This window comes from Actinomadura chokoriensis (assembly GCF_039529475.1).
Taxonomy (GTDB): Bacteria; Actinomycetota; Actinomycetes; order Streptosporangiales; family Streptosporangiaceae; genus Spirillospora; species Spirillospora bangladeshensis.
In genome coordinates this window covers 35,298-52,852 of sequence record NZ_BAAAMW010000038.1, presented here as the reverse complement: position 1 = coordinate 52,852, position 17,555 = coordinate 35,298, and the positions used below count along the sequence as shown (strand labels likewise).

The 17,555-nt window shown below is 73.9% G+C and carries 18 protein-coding genes; 3 read left to right on the top strand and 15 right to left on the bottom strand.

The genetic code is table 11. The features are described 5' to 3' along the window. Positions 1-166 precede the first annotated feature (166 nt). The 15 genes from ABFX46_RS40775 to ABFX46_RS40705 form a co-directional block, all read right to left on the bottom strand. The gene (locus tag ABFX46_RS40775; RefSeq protein ID WP_346049564.1) at positions 167-961 is read right to left on the bottom strand and encodes a hypothetical protein; all 795 of its coding nucleotides are present in this window, start codon (positions 959-961) and stop codon (positions 167-169) included. A 68-nt stretch (positions 962-1,029) separates the two neighbouring features. Continuing rightward, positions 1,030-1,749 (bottom strand): VIT1/CCC1 transporter family protein, encoded by a 720-nt coding sequence (locus ABFX46_RS40770; protein WP_346049562.1) that lies wholly within the window; start codon positions 1,747-1,749, stop codon positions 1,030-1,032. A gap of 30 nt (positions 1,750-1,779) precedes the next feature. Then, positions 1,780-2,976, bottom strand: coding sequence for a prolipoprotein diacylglyceryl transferase (gene lgt / locus ABFX46_RS40765; protein ID WP_346049560.1), 1,197 nt, complete (start codon positions 2,974-2,976; stop codon positions 1,780-1,782). Positions 2,977-3,022: 46 nt separating this feature from the next. After that, entirely contained in the window at positions 3,023-3,880 is an 858-nt protein-coding gene (locus tag ABFX46_RS40760; protein WP_346049558.1) for a DsbA family protein, read from the bottom strand. Positions 3,881-3,992: 112 nt separating this feature from the next. Then, complete coding sequence (locus ABFX46_RS40755) at positions 3,993-4,769, bottom strand: DsbA family protein (protein ID WP_346049556.1); 777 nt, start codon at positions 4,767-4,769, stop codon at positions 3,993-3,995. 60 nt (positions 4,770-4,829) lie between these two features. Continuing rightward, the gene (locus ABFX46_RS40750) at positions 4,830-5,321 is read right to left on the bottom strand and encodes a vitamin K epoxide reductase family protein (RefSeq protein ID WP_346049554.1); all 492 of its coding nucleotides are present in this window, start codon (positions 5,319-5,321) and stop codon (positions 4,830-4,832) included. A 169-nt stretch (positions 5,322-5,490) separates the two neighbouring features. Next, positions 5,491-6,303, bottom strand: coding sequence for a tryptophan synthase subunit alpha (trpA, locus tag ABFX46_RS40745; RefSeq protein ID WP_346049552.1), 813 nt, complete (start codon positions 6,301-6,303; stop codon positions 5,491-5,493). Further along, a complete protein-coding gene (trpB, locus tag ABFX46_RS40740; RefSeq protein WP_346049550.1) occupies positions 6,300-7,529 on the bottom strand; it encodes a tryptophan synthase subunit beta in 1,230 nt (409 codons plus the stop codon). Before trpB ends, trpA begins: the two co-directional genes overlap by 4 nt. A gap of 116 nt (positions 7,530-7,645) precedes the next feature. Then, complete coding sequence (gene trpC / locus ABFX46_RS40735; protein WP_346049548.1) at positions 7,646-8,452, bottom strand: indole-3-glycerol phosphate synthase TrpC; 807 nt, start codon at positions 8,450-8,452, stop codon at positions 7,646-7,648. A gap of 291 nt (positions 8,453-8,743) precedes the next feature. Further along, complete coding sequence (locus ABFX46_RS40730; RefSeq protein ID WP_346049546.1) at positions 8,744-9,139, bottom strand: DUF2752 domain-containing protein; 396 nt, start codon at positions 9,137-9,139, stop codon at positions 8,744-8,746. A gap of 330 nt (positions 9,140-9,469) precedes the next feature. Beyond that, positions 9,470-10,141 carry a response regulator transcription factor gene (locus ABFX46_RS40725; RefSeq protein ID WP_346049544.1) on the bottom strand — a complete coding sequence of 224 codons (672 nt, stop codon included), beginning with the start codon at positions 10,139-10,141 and terminating at the stop codon, positions 9,470-9,472. Then, positions 10,138-10,731, bottom strand: coding sequence for a TIGR02234 family membrane protein (locus tag ABFX46_RS40720; protein WP_346049542.1), 594 nt, complete (start codon positions 10,729-10,731; stop codon positions 10,138-10,140). Before ABFX46_RS40720 ends, ABFX46_RS40725 begins: the two co-directional genes overlap by 4 nt. After that, the gene (gene hisI, locus ABFX46_RS40715; protein ID WP_346049540.1) at positions 10,728-11,111 is read right to left on the bottom strand and encodes a phosphoribosyl-AMP cyclohydrolase; all 384 of its coding nucleotides are present in this window, start codon (positions 11,109-11,111) and stop codon (positions 10,728-10,730) included. The genes ABFX46_RS40720 and hisI overlap by 4 nt, the downstream gene beginning before the upstream one ends. A gap of 107 nt (positions 11,112-11,218) precedes the next feature. Then, positions 11,219-11,425, bottom strand: coding sequence for a cold-shock protein (locus ABFX46_RS40710; RefSeq protein ID WP_026405868.1), 207 nt, complete (start codon positions 11,423-11,425; stop codon positions 11,219-11,221). Between the two features lie 247 nt (positions 11,426-11,672). Then, positions 11,673-12,356, bottom strand: a complete 684-nt coding sequence (locus tag ABFX46_RS40705) for a TIGR03085 family metal-binding protein (protein ID WP_346049537.1) — start codon at positions 12,354-12,356, stop codon at positions 11,673-11,675. A 195-nt stretch (positions 12,357-12,551) separates the two neighbouring features. Between ABFX46_RS40705 and ABFX46_RS40700 the strand changes: the two genes are divergently transcribed. The 3 genes from ABFX46_RS40700 to ABFX46_RS40690 all read left to right on the top strand — a co-directional run bounded on the left by ABFX46_RS40700 (position 12,552) and on the right by ABFX46_RS40690 (position 17,472). Further along, the gene (locus tag ABFX46_RS40700; RefSeq protein WP_346049535.1) at positions 12,552-14,354 is read left to right on the top strand and encodes an ABC transporter ATP-binding protein; all 1,803 of its coding nucleotides are present in this window, start codon (positions 12,552-12,554) and stop codon (positions 14,352-14,354) included. Then, positions 14,351-16,132: an ABC transporter ATP-binding protein gene (locus tag ABFX46_RS40695; RefSeq protein ID WP_346049533.1), complete on the top strand. Its 1,782-nt coding sequence runs from the start codon at positions 14,351-14,353 to the stop codon at positions 16,130-16,132. The genes ABFX46_RS40700 and ABFX46_RS40695 overlap by 4 nt, the downstream gene beginning before the upstream one ends. Positions 16,133-16,215: 83 nt before the next feature. Continuing rightward, entirely contained in the window at positions 16,216-17,472 is a 1,257-nt protein-coding gene (locus ABFX46_RS40690) for a hypothetical protein (protein ID WP_346049531.1), read from the top strand. The last annotated feature ends 83 nt before the right edge of the window (positions 17,473-17,555 follow it).

Here is a 17,555-nt window from a genome sequence, read left to right as displayed (position 1 = left end):
GCGCGGGGCGCCCGCGCGGGCGGGCGCCGTGCGGCGCGGGCCGGGCCGGCCGCGGCCCTGCCGGTTCACCGGTGCCCGTCCGCGGCCGCCGCGGCGGGGTTCATCGGGGTCCACGAGCGCGCAGACTACTGTCCGCCGGCCGGTGCCGCGCCCGCGCGGGGCGCGCTCACTGCCCGCTCCTCCCGCCGGACGCCAGGTCGAGCCGCCCGTAGAGGAAGTCGGCGGCGTTCTCGATGACGAGGCTCACATCGATCATCTCGTTGAGCGAGGCGGGCTGCGCGCCGCCGGTCCGCTCCACCCACGTGATCACGGCGTAGTGGCCGTAGGTCTTGGCGTAGGCGGCGCTGAACCCGGGCCCGAACGCGGGCGTGCCCGGCGCCTTCAGCGGCACCACCCAGCCGGCGCCCGTCGCCGGGTCGAGGTCGCGCAGGACCTGCTTGACGCCGTCCTCGGTCGCCATGTTCAGCACGATGAACTGGCCGACGTGCTTCTTGTCCTCGCTGACGTAGGCGGCGCGGACGAGCTGGCTGCACTGGTGCTTGGCGAGGTCCTCCTGGAGGCGGGCGCCCCAGGTGCCGTCCTTGCAGTCGTTGGTCAGCTTGGACGCCGCCAGCGTGAACGCGTACTTGTCGCCCTTGACGCTCTTGGCGCCGAACGCCTCGCCCTCGGTGATCGCGCGGGAGTCGGCCGACCGCGCCGCGATCTGGCCGAAGCCCTCGCCGAGGTAGTCGGGCGTGTACGCCACCGGAACCGCCGGCTTGGCCGCGGTCCCGTCGCCGCCCCCGCCGGTCAGCAGGACGGCGGCGGCCGCCGCGGCGACCACCACGACCAGCCCGGCGGCCGCACCGATCAGCAGCTTCGGGCTGCGGCGCTTGCGGCCGGGTTTCTCCTCAGGCCAGAAGTCCTGCCCGCCGCCCTTCGGCGCGGTCTGGGCGGAACCTGGGTCACGAGCCTCGATCACGCCCCGGAGCTTAGCGGTCCCGCGGTCTCCGCGCGCCCAAAAGGGCCATTCGTCCAGATTCCTTGGCGCTACAGGCCGTTGGTGCCGATCAGCGCGCCCACGGCGTAGGTGATGCCCGCCGCGGCGGCGCCGAACAGCAGCTGCCGCGCCCCGCCGAACCACCAGGGCCGGGTGGTGATCCGCGCCACCAGCGCCCCGGCGAGGAACAGGCCGAGGGCCGCGACGATCGCCGCCGGCCACAGCGAGGACGCCCCCAGCAGGTACGGCAGCACCGGCAGGACCGCGCCGACCGCGAACGACAGGAACGACGAGCCCGCCGCCAGCAGCGGGGACGGCAGGTCCCCCGGCGTCACGCCGAGCTCCTCCCTGGTGTGCACCTCCAGGGCCTCGTCGGGGTTGCGGGACAGCTGCCGGGCGACCTCGGCGGCCGTCGCCGCGTCCACGCCGCGCGCCTCGAACACCTCGGCGAGCTCGCGCTCCTCGGCGGCCGGGTGCCGGGCGAGCTCCAGCCGCTCGACCTCGATCTCCGCCTCGGCCAGCTCCGACTGGGAGGCGACCGAGATGTACTCCCCCGCCGCCATCGAGAACGCGCCCGCCGCGAGGCCCGCGAGGCCGGCCAGCAGCACGACCTTCTGGTTCACCTGCCCGCCCGCGACGCCCGCGATCAGCGCGAAGTTGGAGACGAGGCCGTCCATCGCGCCGAACACCGCGGGCCGCAGCCAGCCCCCGGTGACGTCGCGGTGCTGGTGGTGGTGCTCCGGCACGGCGCCGGTCTTCTCACTGCTCATCTGGCCCCGCGTCCGACACCCTCGCCGCTCCTACTTCCCGTCCGCGACGGGCTCCCCCTTCGCCATCCGGCCGGGGTCGGCGGCACCGTCGCCCTCATTCTCCACGGCCCGGGTCTCGGGGTCGGCCACCGGGTCGTCCTCCGGAGTCTCGCCGGCGGGCGCGTCCCCGCCGGACGCGGCCTCCGGTTCGGCCTTGTCCGCGACCGTGTCCTCGGCGGTGTTCCCGGCCTCAGGCTCGGTCTCGGCCTCGTCCTTCGCCTCGCCGGCTTCCGGCGCGGCCTTCGTGTCGGCCTTCGTGTCGGCCTTCGCATCGGCCTTCGCATCGGCCTTCGTGTCGGCGTCCGCGTCGGTCTGGGGCTCGCTCGTGGCGGGGGCGGCGGCGGGGACGACCACGTTCTCCGGCCCGGTGCGGTTGCGCGCCAGGTACAGGTAGGCGACCGCGCCGGCGAACAGGATGATCGACGTCCAGTCGTTCAGCCGCATGCCGAGGATGTGGTGGGCGTCGTCGATGCGCAGCGCCTCGATCCAGCCGCGTCCGACCGTGTAGGCGGCGACGTACAGGGCGAACGCGCGGCCGTGGGTGAGCTTGTAGCGGCGGTCGGCCCAGATGACGAGGACGGCGACGCCGACGCACCACAGCGACTCGTACAGGAACGTCGGGTGGTAGGTCGCGATGTCGGCGTACCGGGGGTCGAGGCCGGGCCCGCCGTCCAGCATCGGCCGGTGGTTCTCGTCGATCTTCAGCGCCCAGAAGGTGTCCAGCGGACGGCCGTACAGCTCCTGGTTCCAGTAGTTGCCCCAGCGGCCGATCGCCTGCGCCAGCACGATGCCGGGCGCGACCGCGTCGGCGAGCGCCAGCACCGAGATCCCGCGCCGCCGGCAGCCGATGTAGGCGCCGACCGCGCCGAGCGCGATCGCGCCCCAGATGCCGAGGCCGCCCCTCCAGATCTCCAGCGCGCGCAACGGCTCGCCGTGCTCCCCGAAGTACCGCTGGTAGTCCGTGATCACGTGGTAAAGGCGCCCGCCGACCAGGCCGAACGGCACCGCCCACACGGCCACGTCGACGATCACGCCCGGCGTGCCGCCCTTGGCGGCCCAGCGCCGCTCGCCCAGCCAGACCGCGGCGACGATGCCAAGAATGATCATGATGGCGTAGGCGCGGACCGGCACGGGCCCGAGGTGCCAGACGCCCTGCGAGGGACTCGGGATGTAGGCGAGCTGGTGCATGACCGTTGACGTTACCGCCTCCCGGGCGCGCTGCGCGCCCTCTCTCTCACCGCAACGCGACCGTTGCCCGGGGCATGCCCCGCGCCGGGGCCGCGTCGCCGGTCGCCGTGCCGCTCGAACGCGTGCCGCCGGGTGCCGGGGCGCTCCCGGCGGCCTTCGCGACGGCCTTCTTCAGCTCGTCGGGCGAGCCGAGGACGTCGTCGTCGACCTTTCTGCCGTTCAGCGCCAGGTACGGGGTGGCGTCGACGCCGGACCTCCCCGCCAGGGCGCTCGCCTGGTCCACGGTCTTCATCTTCTGCTCGCCGTTGACGCAGGCGGCGAAGGACGGGTCGGTCACGCCCAGGTCGGCCGCCCACGCGATGAGGTCCTGCGGGAGGAACCCCTTCCGGCCCTCCTCGGGCTGCTCGGCGTAGAGCCGGTCGTGGTACTTGACCCAGTGGCCGGCGGGCATGCAGGCGGCGGCGTTGGCCGCCCGCCGCGAGTTCGACATCAGCGGCTCCTGCTGGAACAGCTGGAACGGCCGGTACACCACCTTCAGCTCGCCGTCCGCCGCGAGCTGCTTCATCGTGCCGCCGAGCCGCGCCTCCATCGCCTTGCAGGCGGGGCACTGGAAGTCCTCCCAGACGTCGAGGACGGGCGCGGCCACCCCCGGCTTCGCCATCGCGACCGAGCCGTCCTGCTGGCGGGTCGCGGGCGCGAGGGCGCCCTTGTAGTCGTCGATCGCGGGCCCCTCGCCGCCGTTCCGGGACACCAGCACGACGACGGCCGCGACCACGACCCCCGCCAGGGCGACGGCGCCGAGGACCACCAGCAGCGCGCGCTGCCGGCGGCCCCGTGCCGCCGCCCGTGCCCGTTCGTCCGCGAGGCGCCTGCGCGCGGACGGTCCGCCTCCCTGCTCGCTCATCGATCCCCCGATCGCCACCGTGCGTGCTTGTGAGCTACCACGAGCGTAGCGGGGGCGGGCGGGCGAGGGCCTCAGGCGGCGCCGGACGGCGCGGCCGCGTCGGCGGCCGGGGTCACTTCCCGGTCTTGCCCGCGGCGTCGATGGTCGCCCGCAGCGCCGCGGGGTTCATGAACTGGGAGCTGTCGAGCTTCTGGCCGTTCAGGAACACGGTCGGGGTGCCGTCGACGCCGCGGTCCTGCAGGGCGTACTTGGTCATCGCGTCGACCGTCGACTTCTTCTGGCCGTCCCGGACGCACTTCTCGAAGTTCGGGTCGGTGACGCCGACGTCCTTGCCCCACTTCACGAGGTCGTCGGGCGAGAAGCCCTCCTCGCCCTCGGCGGGCTGGAACTTGAAGAGCGCGTCGTGGTAGGAGATCCACTTGTCGGCCGGGACGCACAGCGCCGCCTCGGCCGAGCGCAGCGAGTTGATCTTGATGGGGTCCTTCTGCTGCCCGAACAGGTGGAACGGCCGGTAGACGACCTTGACCTTGCCCTGCTCCGCCAGCTCCTGGACCGTCTTGCCGGTGGCCTCCTCGAACTGCTTGCAGATCGGGCACTGGAAGTCCTCGAAGATCTCCAGCTCCGGCTTGGCCACCCCCGACTGCGCCATCACGATGGAGCCGTCGTCCTGGCGGCTGAGCGGGGCCAGCGCGCCCTGGTGGACCTCGGCGCGGCCGTTCTTGTTCTTCTGGTCGATGACCAGGACGGTCCCGACCACGATCACCGCCACGGCCACCACCGTGCCGAGGACGATGGCGAGCAGCCGCCGCTGCTTCTCCCGCGCCGCCTGCCGCTTGCGCTCTGCGGCCAGGCGCTCCCTCGCGGACCGCTCTCGTGCGGCCTTGCTCATTGGTTCTCCTCGTGCGTGCGGATCCGGGCGCCGCCACCGTGCGGCGCGGTACCGGGGAGGTTAGTCGACCTGACCGATCCGTCGGAATTCGTCGGCCAGGACGAGCAGGAACAGGACCACGGTGACGGCGTGCACCCCGGTGCACCACAGGCAGATCTTGTGCAGGACCGCCAGCTCGACCGTGACGAGGTAGACGACCATGAGCACGCCCACCGAGACGCCGGCCACCCGCCCCCAGCGCAGCGGCGGCCACGTCGAGCGCAGCGCCCACGGCGTCAGCAGCGCCCCGAAGCCGACGAAGAACGCGAGGCCGAGCAGCGGCATCGGGATGCCGAGCAGCGACGAGTACTCGCTCGTCGTGACCGCGTGGCAGTCGATCGTCGAGGTCGCCGAGCAGACCAGCGCGCCCTCGTCGTAGTGGGTGATCGTCAGGTAGACGGAGATCCCGAGCCCGGCGAGCGTCAGCAGCCAGGCCGGGACCTGGAACCACGCGGGCGGCAGCGGCGGCGGCGCCGCCTCGGCCCGGCCCTTCGCCGTCATCTCTTGTGTCATCGTGATCCTTCCGGGACCGCCTCCTCCGGCGAACACACCCTACGGGAGTGCGGCGGTACCACAAGCAACAACTCGGTCGCGCCCGCGGCGAGTTCCCGGAACACCGTGAAGCCCGCGCGGAAACGGCTTTCCGCGTTCCGCGCGGGCCCTTACGGCATGTCCGGAATGATCAGTGCCGGCCGCGGACGCCGGCGGCGAGCTCCTCGGTGAACGACCGCACCGCGGCCACCCCCGCCGGGAGGTCGGGGGCCTCCAGGACGCGGCGGACGAACGCCGACCCGACGATCACGCCGTCGGCGAACCCGGCGATCTCGGCGGCCTGCGCGCCGCTGCCGACGCCGAGCCCGAGCCCGACCGGCAGCCCCGTCCCGGCCTTGTCGATGACCGCGCGGGTCCGCTCGACGAGGCGCGGGGCGCCGGTGTCGACGGCGGAGCGGGCGCCGGTGACGCCCATCAGCGACGCCGCGTACACGAAGCCGCGGCAGTGCCCGGTGATCGTCTCGAGGCGCTCGTCGGTGGAGCTGAGCGCGACGAGGAACACCCGGTCGAGGCCGTGCGCGTCGGACGCCGCCAGCCACTCGCCGCCCTCCTCGGGCGTGAGGTCCGGGGTGATCAGCCCGCACCCGCCGGCGGCGGCGAGGTCGCGGGCGAACCGGTCGGTGCCGTAGTGGTCGACGGGGTTCCAGTACGTCATGACGAGGACCGGGGCGCCGGCGGCGGCGACGGCCTCGACCGTGCGGAACACGTCGGCGACGCGGGCGCCGCCGACGAGGGCCTGGTGGACGGCGTCCTGGATGACGGGGCCGTCCATCATCGGGTCGGTGTAGGGCAGGCCGAGCTCGATGACGTCGCAGCCGGCCTCCACCATGGTCTTGGCGACCTCGATGGCGCCGTCGACGGTCGGGAACCCGGCGGGCAGGTAGCCGACGAGCGCGGCCCGCCCCTCGGCCTTGGCCTTGTCGTAGGCGGTCCGGGCGCTCACTGGCCCTCTCCTTCCGGCATCAGGCCGAAGAAGGCGGCGGCCGTGTGCATGTCCTTGTCGCCGCGCCCGGACAGGCACACCACGATCGTGGCGTCCGGGCCCAGTTCCCTGCCGACCTTCAGCGCGCCGGCGAGCGCGTGCGCGGACTCGATGGCCGGGATGATGCCCTCGGTGCGGCACAGCAGCGCGAACGCGTCCATCGCCTCCGCGTCGGTGATCTCGCGGTACTCGGCGCGGCCGGTGTCGTGCAGCCACGAGTGCTCGGGGCCGACGCCGGGGTAGTCGAGGCCGGCGGAGATCGAGTGGGTTTCGAGGGTCTGGCCGTCGTCGTCCTGGAGCAGGTACGTCCGCATGCCGTGGATGACGCCGAGGGAGCCGCCGGTGAGGGTCGCGGCGTGCTTGCCGGTGGCGACGCCGTCGCCGCCCGCCTCGAACCCGTACAGCCGGACGGACTCGTCCGGGACGAAGGCGTGGAAGGTCCCGATCGCGTTGGAGCCGCCGCCGACGCAGGCGACGACCGCGTCCGGCAGGGCGCCGGTCATGTCGAGGCACTGCCGCCGCGCCTCGACGCCGATGATCCGCTGGAAGTCGCGGACCATCATCGGGAACGGGTGCGGGCCCATCACGGACCCGATGCAGTAGTGGGTGTCGTCGACGGTGGCGACCCAGTCGCGGAACGCCTCGTTGCAGGCGTCCTTGAGGGTGCGGCTGCCGGTCCTCACCGGGATCACCTCGGCGCCGAGCATCCGCATCCGCGCGACGTTGAGGGCCTGCCGCTCCGTGTCGACCTCGCCCATGTAGACGGTGCAGGTCAGGCCGAGGAGCGCGGCGGCGGTCGCGGTGGCGACGCCGTGCTGCCCGGCGCCGGTCTCGGCCAGGATGCGGGACTTGCCCATCCGGCGGGTGAGCAGCGCCTGGCCCAGCACATTGTTGATCTTGTGGGAGCCGGTGTGGTTGAGGTCCTCGCGCTTCAGCAGCACGCGGGCGCCGCCCGCGTGCTCGGCGAAGCGCTTCGCCTCGGTCAGCAGGCTCGGACGCCCGGCGTAGTTCGCGAGGAGGTCGTCCAGCTCCGCGGTGAAGGCCGGGTCCCGCTTCGCGGCCTCGAACTCGCGGGTCAGCTCGTCCAGCGCCGCCATCAGCGCCTCGGGGGCGAAGCGGCCGCCGAACCGGCCGAAGTGGCCGGTGGCATCGGGTACAGCACCGCGCGCGGCGGTGTCCGTGGTCATGGGAAAACGCGTCCTGTCGTGGGAGAAGTGGATGGGGTCGGTGGGGCTCTGGACTAGCCCCGCCATCGCTCCCGGAGCGGTTCGACCTGCATGCCCCTCACCCTATCCAGTCCGGCTCAGCCGCTCTGCCGCAGCGCCGGATGCGCGCCCGCGGCGACCAGGTCGGCGACCGCGGCGCGCGGATCCCGGCCGATCACGAGGCTCTCCCCCACCAGCACGGCGTCGGCGCCGCTGGAGGCGTAGGCGAGCAGGTCGTGCGGGCCCCGCACCCCCGACTCGGCGATCTTCACGACGTCCTTGGGGATGGTGGGCGCGACCCGCGCGAACACGCCCCGGTCGACCTTCAGGGTGCGCAGGTCGCGGGCGTTCACCCCGACGACCTTCGCGCCCGCCTCGACCGCGCGGGCCGCCTCCTCCTCGGTGTGCGCCTCCACGAGCGGCAGCAGCCCGATCGACTCGGCCCGCTCCACCAGCGACACGAGCGCGTCCTGCTCCAGCGCCGCGACGATCAGCAGCACCATGTCGGCGCCCGCCGCGCGCGCCTCCCACAGCTGGTAGGAGGTGACGATGAAGTCCTTGCGCAGGATCGAGATGTCGACGTTCGCGCGGACCTCCGCGAGGTCGGCGAGGCTGCCGCCGAACCGGCGCCGCTCGGTCAGCACGCTGATCACCTTGGCGCCGCCGGCCTCGTAGTCGCGGGCCAGCGCCGCCGGATCGGCGATCGCCGCCAGCGCGCCCTTGGACGGGCTGCTGCGCTTGACCTCCGCGATGACCGACACCCCGGGCCCGCGCAGCGCACCGAGCGCGTCCCGCGCCGCGGGGGCCTTCGCCGCCTTCTCCTTGAGTGCGTCGAGCGGGACCTCGCGCTGCCTGTCGGCGAGATCGGCCCGGACGCCGTCGATGATCTCGTCCAAAACGCTCAAGGTCCCAGGCCCCCTATTTCAGGTCGTTCCGTGCACTATATCTACCCGGGGTAGCGACCCCCCGGACCCCCCGTCAGCGACGCAGGCGATCCTCACGCCGCCCTTGCGGTCTGTCGTGCCCGTGCGGGCGTGCGCGGCGTCGCTGCGGTCGCCTGCGTCGCCGGGCATGCCCGCTCCGGGCGCTGGAGCGCCCTCCGCGTGCCTGCCCGTGGCCCCGGTCGAGCTTCGAACTCCGGGGCCGGGGTTCCAACTTACGCGGGCCGGGGTTCGGGCCGTGAGGGCGGGGTGGGATCAGGGGGCCAGGGCGTGGGCGAAGGGGAGGTTGCGGACCACCCAGTAGACGATCACCAGGCCGAGGAACGCGTACACCACCGGCTGTTTGTAGAGCACCGTCCGCATGGGGAGGCCCCTCGCCGCCTGGACCGTCCAGCGGACGTAGAGGTAGCCGAAGACGGGCAGCAGGACGAACAGCAGCGGGTTGAGGCCGAAGGCGGTGCCCACGTCCCCGTGGGTCAGCGCGTAGACGAGGCGCGTCGCCCCGCAGCCGGGGCAGTAGTACCCGGTCAGCGCCAGGAACGGGCAGCCGGGGTAGTGCCCCGCCTCGTTCGGATCGCCGCGGAAGGCCACGACCAGCGCCCCGGCGGCGACTCCGCCCAGCACCGCCGCCTGCGGCACCAGCGCCCGCATCCCCCGCCGGGCCCCGTGCGAATGCTCTTGCGACGGAACAGCTACCCGAGTCACACGTCCCACGATAAGCGAGCCGCGCCCGAACCCCGCCCCGAAAGTTCGAAGCCCAGCCAACACAGCACGAGCAGGCACGCGGAGGGCGCTCCAGCGCCCGGAGCGGGCCTGCCCGCCGAGCCGGGCGACCGCAGCGACACGACACAAACCCGCACGGTCACAAGGACCCGCACCGTGGCGTGAGGATCGACCGGCTCGTGACGGGGGTTCCAGGGGGTCGCCCCCCCTGGGCCAACACAGCTCGTGACGGGGGTTCCAGGGGGTCGCCCCCCTGGGTTAATAGGCATCTAGTACGTAGCCGATTCCTCGGACCGTTCTTATGGGGGTGCCTTCGCCCAGTTTGGCGCGTAGTTGGGCCACGTGGACGTCGACGGTGCGGCTGCCGGCGCCGGCGCCGGGGCCCCAGGCGGCGTCTAGGAGCTGTTCGCGGGTGAAGACGCGGCCGGGGTTGGCCATGAGGAATTCGAGGAGGTCGAACTCGGTGACGGTGAGGGGGACGCGGCGGCCGCCGGTGACGGCGGCGCGGGCGTGCGGGTCGAGGGCGATGGGGCCGGCGCGCAGCGGCGGCGCGGGCGGTTCGGCGGGGGCGCCGCGGCGGAGGGCCTCGGCGACGGCGGCGACCAGGACGCGGGGGCCGAACGGGCGGTCGACGCGGTGGTCGCCGAGGGCGCGGCCGATCGCGGGGTCGAGGGGGCCGGTGACGGCGACGACGGGGGCGGGGCGGGCGGCGTCGGCGGTGCGGCGGTAGAGGTCGGCGGGCAGCGCGGCGGTGGACAGGTCGAGGACGACGATGTCGGGGCGGGTGCGCTCGGCGGCGGCGGGCGCGCGGGCGGGGTCGGGTTCGATCTCGACGTCGAAGCCCTCGCGGGCGAGGTAGCGGCGCTGGAGTTCGGCGACGGCCGGGTCGTGCTCGGCCACGAGCACGAGGCCGCCGCCGTCGGCGGTCACGGGCGGCCGTTCCGCTGGGCGGTCGGGTCCTCGCCGCGGTCGAGGGAGCGCCACATCGCGGACGGGTCGTCCGCCGCCGGCTCGCGGGCGGGGGCACCGGCGCCGGCGCGCTCGTAGCGGGACGACATGCCCGGCCAGCGGGACCCGCGCACGGCCGTGAGGAGCCCGCCGGCCACGAGGAGCACGCCTCCCGCGACCGACACGATCCACCACAGGTCGACGTGCAGGGCGGGGTCGGCGCCGAGTTTGAGCAGGGCGCTCTTGTCTCCGGCGGCGGACAGCACGTTGGAGCGCTGGACGGCCACCGTCGAGGCGTAGGCGATGCCCGCGCCGAACAGGGCGATGAGGACGCCGACGGCGGCGCGCACCCGGCCGCGGGTGGCGAAGAGGGCGGCGAGGCCGGCGAGGCCGGCCCAGGCGAGGGCGCCCGCCGCGCCGCCGAGGTCGCCGCCGGTGAGCGTCTGGGTGAAGGGGGTGATCGCGTCCTCGGCCTTGACGGTCGCCCAGGTGCGGCCGCCGGCGAGCAGGGCGAGTCCCGCGCCGCCGGCGCACAGCAGCGCCGTCAGGCCGCGTTCACGCCCGGGCGTCATGCGCTCTGCTCGGGGCGCTCGCCGACCGCGGCGTCCAGCACGTCGGCGTCCCAGCAGGTGCGGTCGCCGGTGTGGCAGGCGCCGCCGACCTGGTCGACCTTCACCAGGACGGCGTCGGCGTCGCAGTCGAGCGCGACCGACTTCACCCACTGCTGGTGGCCGGAGCTCTCGCCCTTCACCCAGTACTCCCGCCGGCTGCGCGACCAGTAGGTGCAGCGGCCGGTGGTGAGGGTGCGGTGCAGGGCCTCGTCGTCCATCCAGCCGAGCATGAGCACCTCGCCGGTGTCGTACTGCTGGGCGATGGCGGGGACGAGGCCGTTCGGGTCGCGCTTCAGCCGAGCGGCGATCTTCGGGTCCAGGTTGGACGGGCGTGCGGACATGACCCGCAGTTTATGGTGCCCCGGCGCCGGGCCGGACGAAGCCCCGTGCTGAACGAAAGGGCCCGCTCCCCGGCGGAGGAACGGGCCCAGACGTACGACTGCGGGTGTTACAGGGGGACGACCTGGTCGGCCTGCGGACCCCGGTTACCCTGCGTCACCTCGAACTGGACGCGCTGGTTCTCGTCCAGCGTGCGGTATCCGGAGGTCTGGATAGCCGAGTAGTGCACGAAGACGTCCGGACCGCCGCCGTCGACGGCGATGAATCCGAAGCCCTTCTCGGCGTTGAACCACTTCACGGTGCCCTGCTGGGGCATGTCTTTCTCCTTGCGGCAAAACCTGGGCCCACACCTCGCGGGCCCGTGCGGTCGCTGCGGAACGCTCTCGCCCCCGGTACGGTCCCGGAAAAGCCAAAACGCCCGCTGCCATCAGTCCGCGGGCGTCTGCACGATCGAGAACCACGACTGCAACCGACCGACCCACAGTATCACCGGTTCCGCGTAAAGCGGAGGAGCCGCAAGGCACGCGATTCTCCTCCCGGCGAACCATGCCGTTACCTGCCCGTTAAAGACTCCAACCGGTCTCGGTCAGGCACTTGACAGCGTCCGTCGCCCCGGTGAGGCGGACGTCCGCGACGTCGCGGCGGCCCAGCGCCCACAGCACGAGTTCGCCGACGGGGCCGTGCACGCGGACGGCCCCGCGGGGGTTCCGGCGGGCGTCGCGGCCGCGCGCGGGCACCCGCAGGCTGCGGCCGTCCGGTTGCACCAGCGTTACCTCGACCTGAACTTTTCTTAGGACAAAGCGGGCAATTTTTATCCGTCGCCAGAGCACTTCCTCGAGTTCCGGCGAGATCTCCCGGGGGCTCCAGTCCGGACGCGCGCGCAGGACGTCCTCATGGTGCACAAAGAACTCGACACCGTTCGCGATTTTGTCGACTCTCGGAAGCGCGTACGGCGAGAACTTCGCCGGTCCGTCCCGGAACCGTTCGACGAGGCGCTCGAACGGGACGGCGCGCGCCGTCCGGCGCCGGACGCGCTCGGTGTAGAAGGACAGCGGGGGCAGCAGTATTCCGGGGGCCGCGTCGAGGCGGTCCTCCCGGACGACCAGATGGGCGGCCAGATCGCGGGCGGTCCAGCCCGCGCACTCGGTGGCCGCGTCCGGCCCGGCCTCCGCCAGCGCGGCCGCCAGGGCCAGCCGCTCGCGGCGGACGGGGCCCGGATCGGCCGGGCCGCGCTCGGGTGTGGTCATCTCCCGATCGTAGGCGGTGCCGTACCGGCCGGGAATAAGCGCCCCGGGCGGATGGTAGGCAATGTGCAGGCCCGCAGATCCCCCCGCCGCGGCCGCGGCGGGGCGCGCCCCCGGGCCCCGCCGAGCAAGCCGGATCGAGGAGTCGCCGTGCCACCTGCGTCCAGACGCGTCAGCCCACACGTGCTCAGGGAGGGCATGGGCGTCCTGTGGGTCGCGGTCAAGGCGGAGCCGCGGGTGTTCACGGCGTCGGTGGTCGCCAGCGCGCTCTACGCGGCGATGACGGTGGCGACGGCACAGGTCCTCGGGTGGGCGACGCAGGAGGTCGTGCTGCCCGCGTTCGAGTCGGGGAGCACGACGGCGGGGGCGCTCGCCGGCGCCGCCGCCCTGATCATGGCGGTGGCGCTGCTGAAGGCGCTCGGCGTCGCGGGCCGCCGCTTCTACGCGGGCCTGATGCAGTACCGGCTGCAGGCGACCTACCGGCGCGCGGTGACCCGGCAGTACCTGCGGCTGCCGCTGGCGTGGCACCACCGGCACCCGACCGGCCAGCTGCTGTCGAACGCCAACGCCGACGTGGAGGCGGTGTGGGCGCCGATCGCGCCGCTGCCGATGGCGGTCGGGGTGGTGTTCATGCTGCTGATCGCCGCGGTGTCGATGCTGGTGACGGACGTGGTCGTGGCCGCGGTCGCCTTCCTGGTCTTCCCCGCCGTCGCGCTGATCAACGTGGTGTACCAGCGGCGGCTGTCGCCGGTCGCGACCCGCGCGCAGCAGCTGCGCGCCGAGGTCAGCGAGGTCGCGCACGAGAGCTTCGAGGGCGGCCTGGTGGTCAAGACCCTCGGCCGGGAGGCGGCGGAGACGGCCCGGTTCCGCGAGCGCGCGGAGGCGCTGCGCGACGCCAACGTCGCGGTCGGCCGGATCCGCGGGCTGTTCGACCCGGTGCTGGAGGCGCTGCCCAACCTCGGCGTCCTCGCGGTGCTGGTGATCGGGTCGGTGCGGCTGCAGGCCGACGCGATGTCGCCGGGCGACCTGGTGAACGTCGCGTACCTGTTCACGCTGCTGTCGTGGCCGATCCGGGCGCTCGGCTGGGTGCTCGGCGAGGTGCCGCGCAGCGTCGTCGGATGGGAGCGGGTCCGCGGCGTGCTGGACGCGACCGGCTCCCTCCCCTACGGCGACGGCGCGCTGGACGGCTCCGGCAAGGCGACCGAGCTGGAGGTCCGCGAGGTCCGGTTCGCCTACGAGACGGCCGGGGACGGGGCCGATCCGGGGCGCCACGCACTGCACGACGTGTCGTTCGCCGCCTCGCCCGGCCGGACGATCGCCGTGGTCGGCCCGACGGGCTCGGGCAAGTCGACGCTGACGTCGCTGCTGGTCCGGCTCGTCGACCCGGCGGACGGCTCCGTCCTGCTGGACGGCCTCGACCTGCGGGACGTCCGGCGCGGCGGGATCGCGGCGACGGCGGCGCTCGTCCCCCAGCAGACGTTCCTGTTCGACGACACCGTGCGCGGCAACGTGACGCTCGGCCTGGACGTCCCCGACGAGCGCGTCTGGGAGGCGCTGCGGCTCGCCCAGGCGGAGGGTTTCGTCGCGGCGCTCGCCGACGGGCTCGACACCAGGGTGGGCGAGCGCGGCGCGACCCTGTCCGGCGGCCAGCGGCAGCGGCTGGCGCTGGCCCGCGCGCTGGTGCGGCGGCCCCGCCTGCTCGTCCTGGACGACGCGACGTCCAGCGTCGACCCGCAGGTGGAGGCGCGCATCCTGCAGAGCCTGCGGGAGGCGCAGTCGGGCGAGGCGGGCGGCGCGACCGTCGTGGTCGTCGCCTACCGCAAGGCGACGATCGCGCTGGCCGACGAGGTCGTCTACATGGAGCACGGCCGCGTCGTCGCGCGCGGCGCCCACGCCGATCTGCTGGAGAGCTCGGAGGGGTACCGCAACCTCGTCAACGCCTACGAGCGGGCCGAGGCCGAGCAGGAGGCCGTCGAGGGCGGCGAGGAGGCACTGGCATGACGATCATGGACGGCACGGCCGCCGGCGAGGGCGCGCTCAGCACCCTCCGGCGGGGGCTGCGGCTGAGCCCAGAGTTCACCGAGGGCCTCACCGTGACGCTGCTGCTCGCCCTGGTGTCGACGGCGGGCCGGGTGGTGGTGCCCATCGCCGTCCAGCAGACGATCGACAAGGGCATCGGCCGCCCTGGCGGCCCCGACATCGCGTTCATCCGGACGGCGGTGCTGCTGTGCGCGGCGGCCGTGGTCGTGACGGCCGTGTGCGCGTACCTCATGAACGTGCGGCTCTACAGGACGTCCGAGGGCGGCCTCGCGGGGCTGCGGGTGAAGGCGTTCCGGCACGTCCACGACCTGTCGATGCTCACCCAGAGCGGGGAGCGGAGGGGCGCGCTGGTGTCGCGGGTGACCGGCGACGTCGACCAGATCAGCCAGTTCATGCAGTCCGGCGGGCTGATGTTCATCGTGTCGATCGGCCAGCTGGTCGTCGCGAGCGTCCTGATGCTCGTCTACTCCTGGCAGCTGGCCCTGCTGGTGTGGGTGGCGTTCCTGCCGCTGGCGTTCGCGCTGCGCCGCTTCCAGGCGATCCTGTCGCGCGCCTACATGCTGGTGCGCGAGCGGGTGGGCGACCTGCTCGCCGCCGTCGGCGAGTCCGTCGTCGGCGCCCCGGTCATCCGGGCGTACGCCTCCGAGGAGCGCACCGGCCGCCGGGTGGACGAGACCGTGGACGCCCACCGCGACGCGCAGACCCGCGCCCAGGCGATGGTGGCGCTCACGTTCCCGGTGAGCGAGCTGGTCGCGGCGCTGGCGACCGCGGCCGTCGTCATCGCCGGGACCCTCCTCGGCATCGCCGGGGACGTCTCGGCCGGGAAGCTGATCGCGTTCCTGTTCCTCGTCACGCTGTTCGTCAGCCCGATGCAGACCGCGACCGAGGTGTTCAACCAGGCGCAGAACGCGATCGCGGGCTGGCGCCGGGTGCTCGGCGTGCTGGACACCGTCCCGGACGTCGCGGACCCGGGCGAGGCGGGCGCGACGCTGCCGCGCGGCCCGATCGAGGTGCGGTTCGAGTCGGTGGGGTTCGCCTACCCGGGCGGCCCGCCGGTCCTGCACGACGTGAACGTGGACATCGCGCCGCGCAGCCGCGTCGCGGTCGTCGGGCAGACGGGCTCGGGCAAGACCACGTTCGCCAAGCTCCTGACCCGGCTCATGGACCCGGCGTCCGGCCGCATCCTGGTGGACGGGGTGCCGCTCGGCGACGTCCGCTTCTCCTCGCTGCGCGAGCGGATCGTGATGGTCCCGCAGGACGGGTTCCTGTTCGACGCGTCCCTGGGCGACAACATCCGCTACGGGCGGCCGGACGCGTCCGACGAGGACCTCGTCCTGGCGCTCACCGAGCTGGGCCTCGCCGACTGGCTGGACGGGCTCCCGCAGGGCCTCGCCACCCCCGTCGGCCAGCGCGGCGAGTCGCTGTCGGCCGGGGAGCGGCAGCTCGTCGCGCTCGCCCGCGCCTACATCGCCGACCCGGACCTGCTCGTCCTGGACGAGGCGACCTCGGCCGTCGACCCGGCGACGGAGGTCCGCATCCAGCGCGCCCTGGACGGCGTCACCCGGGGCCGCACGGCCATCGCGATCGCGCACCGCCTGTCCACCGCGGAGGCGGCGGACGAGGTGATCGTCTTCGAGGCGGGCCGCGTCGTCCAGCGCGGACCGCACGCCGACCTCGTCGCCGAGCCGGGCGTCTACGCCGACCTGCACGCGTCCTGGATCGCGCAGCGTGAGTTGTGAACGGCGGCGGCGGCTGTGAAGGACATCACCGACCTGGGGTAAAGCACTTGCCCGTTATCTGGTCCAGTGCGCATTCTGGCGGGGTGAGCAACGAGGTCGTGTTGGAATCGGCGGGCACGCTGCACGGTCAGCTGCAGCGTGGGCTCGGGAGGGCCGCGCGGCGCGCGGCGGACATGCGGGGGGCGGGCGAGTACGTGTACGCCTGCGTCCGGCGGGATCCGCGGTGGGACCGGCAGTGCGAGTCGCGGCGGCTGTACTACGCCCGGTTGATGGTGGATCTCGAGCTGCCGGCGGGCCCGGTCGCCGAGCATCTGTTCGACCCGTCCGACCATACCGATCCGGACGAGTGGCGGGTCGACCTGGCGCTGGGCGTGCTCGCGGACCTGGTGCGGCTGAGCCGGCGCGAGGCGGCGGCACCGCTGCGCCGCTACGCCGAGGAGGGCGCGCAGTGGTTCGACGCGGTGGTGGAGCTGATCGACCTTGAGGACCCCTCGCTGACGGCCGGTTTGGACGACGTGGTGGCGGCGCGGTGCGACGACGCCGACCTGGCGCTGCTGATACCCGGCCGGAGCAATCCGGTGATCGAGGCGTGGGCGGCGCGGCAGCCGCGGGTGGCGGCGGCGCTGGCGCGGCAGCGGGAGGCGGGCCGGGCGGCGCGCCGCGCGATGGTCGCGGCGCCCGGCCGGGACGCGCAGAGCGAGGCGGAGCTGCTGGAGGTGGCGCGGCGGCGCGGGGAGGGCGCCATCGCGGCGATCTTCGAGCTGGGCCGGCGGCGGGCGCCGGCGCTGCTCGACCTGGCCGAGGAGCTGCTGCCGCAGCGGCCGAGCCGGGTCGGCGGCGCGGTGTGCCGGGCGCTGCGCGACTACGGGCCGGAGACGCTGCCGCGGGCGCGGGCGTGGGCGGCCGAGCGGGGCGGCTGCGCCGACATGGGGCTGCGCATCCTCGCCAGATACGGCACCCGCCAGGACATCCCGCTGCTGATGGACGAGCTGCGCGGTGCCGTCGCCCGGCGCGAGTGGGGCGGCGCCGCCGGCCCCATCGAGGGGCTGGGGCGGCTGCGCGCGGGCGAGGCCGTCCCGCTGCTGAAGACCGCTTGGACCGAGTCGACCTACGCCTACCTGAGACCCCGCATCCTGACCGCGCTGACGAGAACGGCGCCGCACACGGCCGAGTCCTACACCGTCGAAGGGCTGTGGGACTGCGAGGAGGGCGTGCGCGCCGAGGCCGCCCGGACCGCGCCGATCACCCGCGAGACGGGCCTGCGGCTGCGCCGGCTGCACGGGGACGGCGCCGAGGAGCCCGCCGTCCGCGCCGCCGCCGGGACCCGCCTGATGACCTGACCGCGCCGACGAGCCGAGGTCTCCGGTGAACCCCGCCGGGGCGGGCCGCGTATTCACCCCTCGAATCGCGCATCTCACCCCGG

Excerpts from the sequence above, each read along its gene's own strand:
- ABFX46_RS40770 (WP_346049562.1), bottom strand. The coding sequence starts at position 1,749 with ATGAGCAGTGAGAAGACCGGCGCCGTGCCGGAGCACCACCACCAGCAC.
- lgt (WP_346049560.1), bottom strand. The coding sequence starts at position 2,976 with ATGCACCAGCTCGCCTACATCCCGAGTCCCTCGCAGGGCGTCTGGCAC.
- ABFX46_RS40760 (WP_346049558.1), bottom strand. The coding sequence starts at position 3,880 with ATGAGCGAGCAGGGAGGCGGACCGTCCGCGCGCAGGCGCCTCGCGGAC.
- ABFX46_RS40755 (WP_346049556.1), bottom strand. The coding sequence starts at position 4,769 with ATGAGCAAGGCCGCACGAGAGCGGTCCGCGAGGGAGCGCCTGGCCGCA.
- ABFX46_RS40750 (WP_346049554.1), bottom strand. The coding sequence starts at position 5,321 with ATGACACAAGAGATGACGGCGAAGGGCCGGGCCGAGGCGGCGCCGCCG.
- trpB (WP_346049550.1), bottom strand. The coding sequence starts at position 7,529 with ATGACCACGGACACCGCCGCGCGCGGTGCTGTACCCGATGCCACCGGC.
- ABFX46_RS40730 (WP_346049546.1), bottom strand. The coding sequence starts at position 9,139 with ATGCGGGCGCTGGTGCCGCAGGCGGCGGTGCTGGGCGGAGTCGCCGCC.
- ABFX46_RS40720 (WP_346049542.1), bottom strand. The coding sequence starts at position 10,731 with ATGACGCCCGGGCGTGAACGCGGCCTGACGGCGCTGCTGTGCGCCGGC.
- hisI (WP_346049540.1), bottom strand. The coding sequence starts at position 11,111 with ATGTCCGCACGCCCGTCCAACCTGGACCCGAAGATCGCCGCTCGGCTG.
- ABFX46_RS40710 (WP_026405868.1), bottom strand. The coding sequence starts at position 11,425 with ATGCCCCAGCAGGGCACCGTGAAGTGGTTCAACGCCGAGAAGGGCTTC.
- ABFX46_RS40705 (WP_346049537.1), bottom strand. The coding sequence starts at position 12,356 with ATGACCACACCCGAGCGCGGCCCGGCCGATCCGGGCCCCGTCCGCCGC.
- ABFX46_RS40700 (WP_346049535.1), top strand. The coding sequence starts at position 12,552 with ATGGGCGTCCTGTGGGTCGCGGTCAAGGCGGAGCCGCGGGTGTTCACG.
- ABFX46_RS40695 (WP_346049533.1), top strand. The coding sequence starts at position 14,351 with ATGACGATCATGGACGGCACGGCCGCCGGCGAGGGCGCGCTCAGCACC.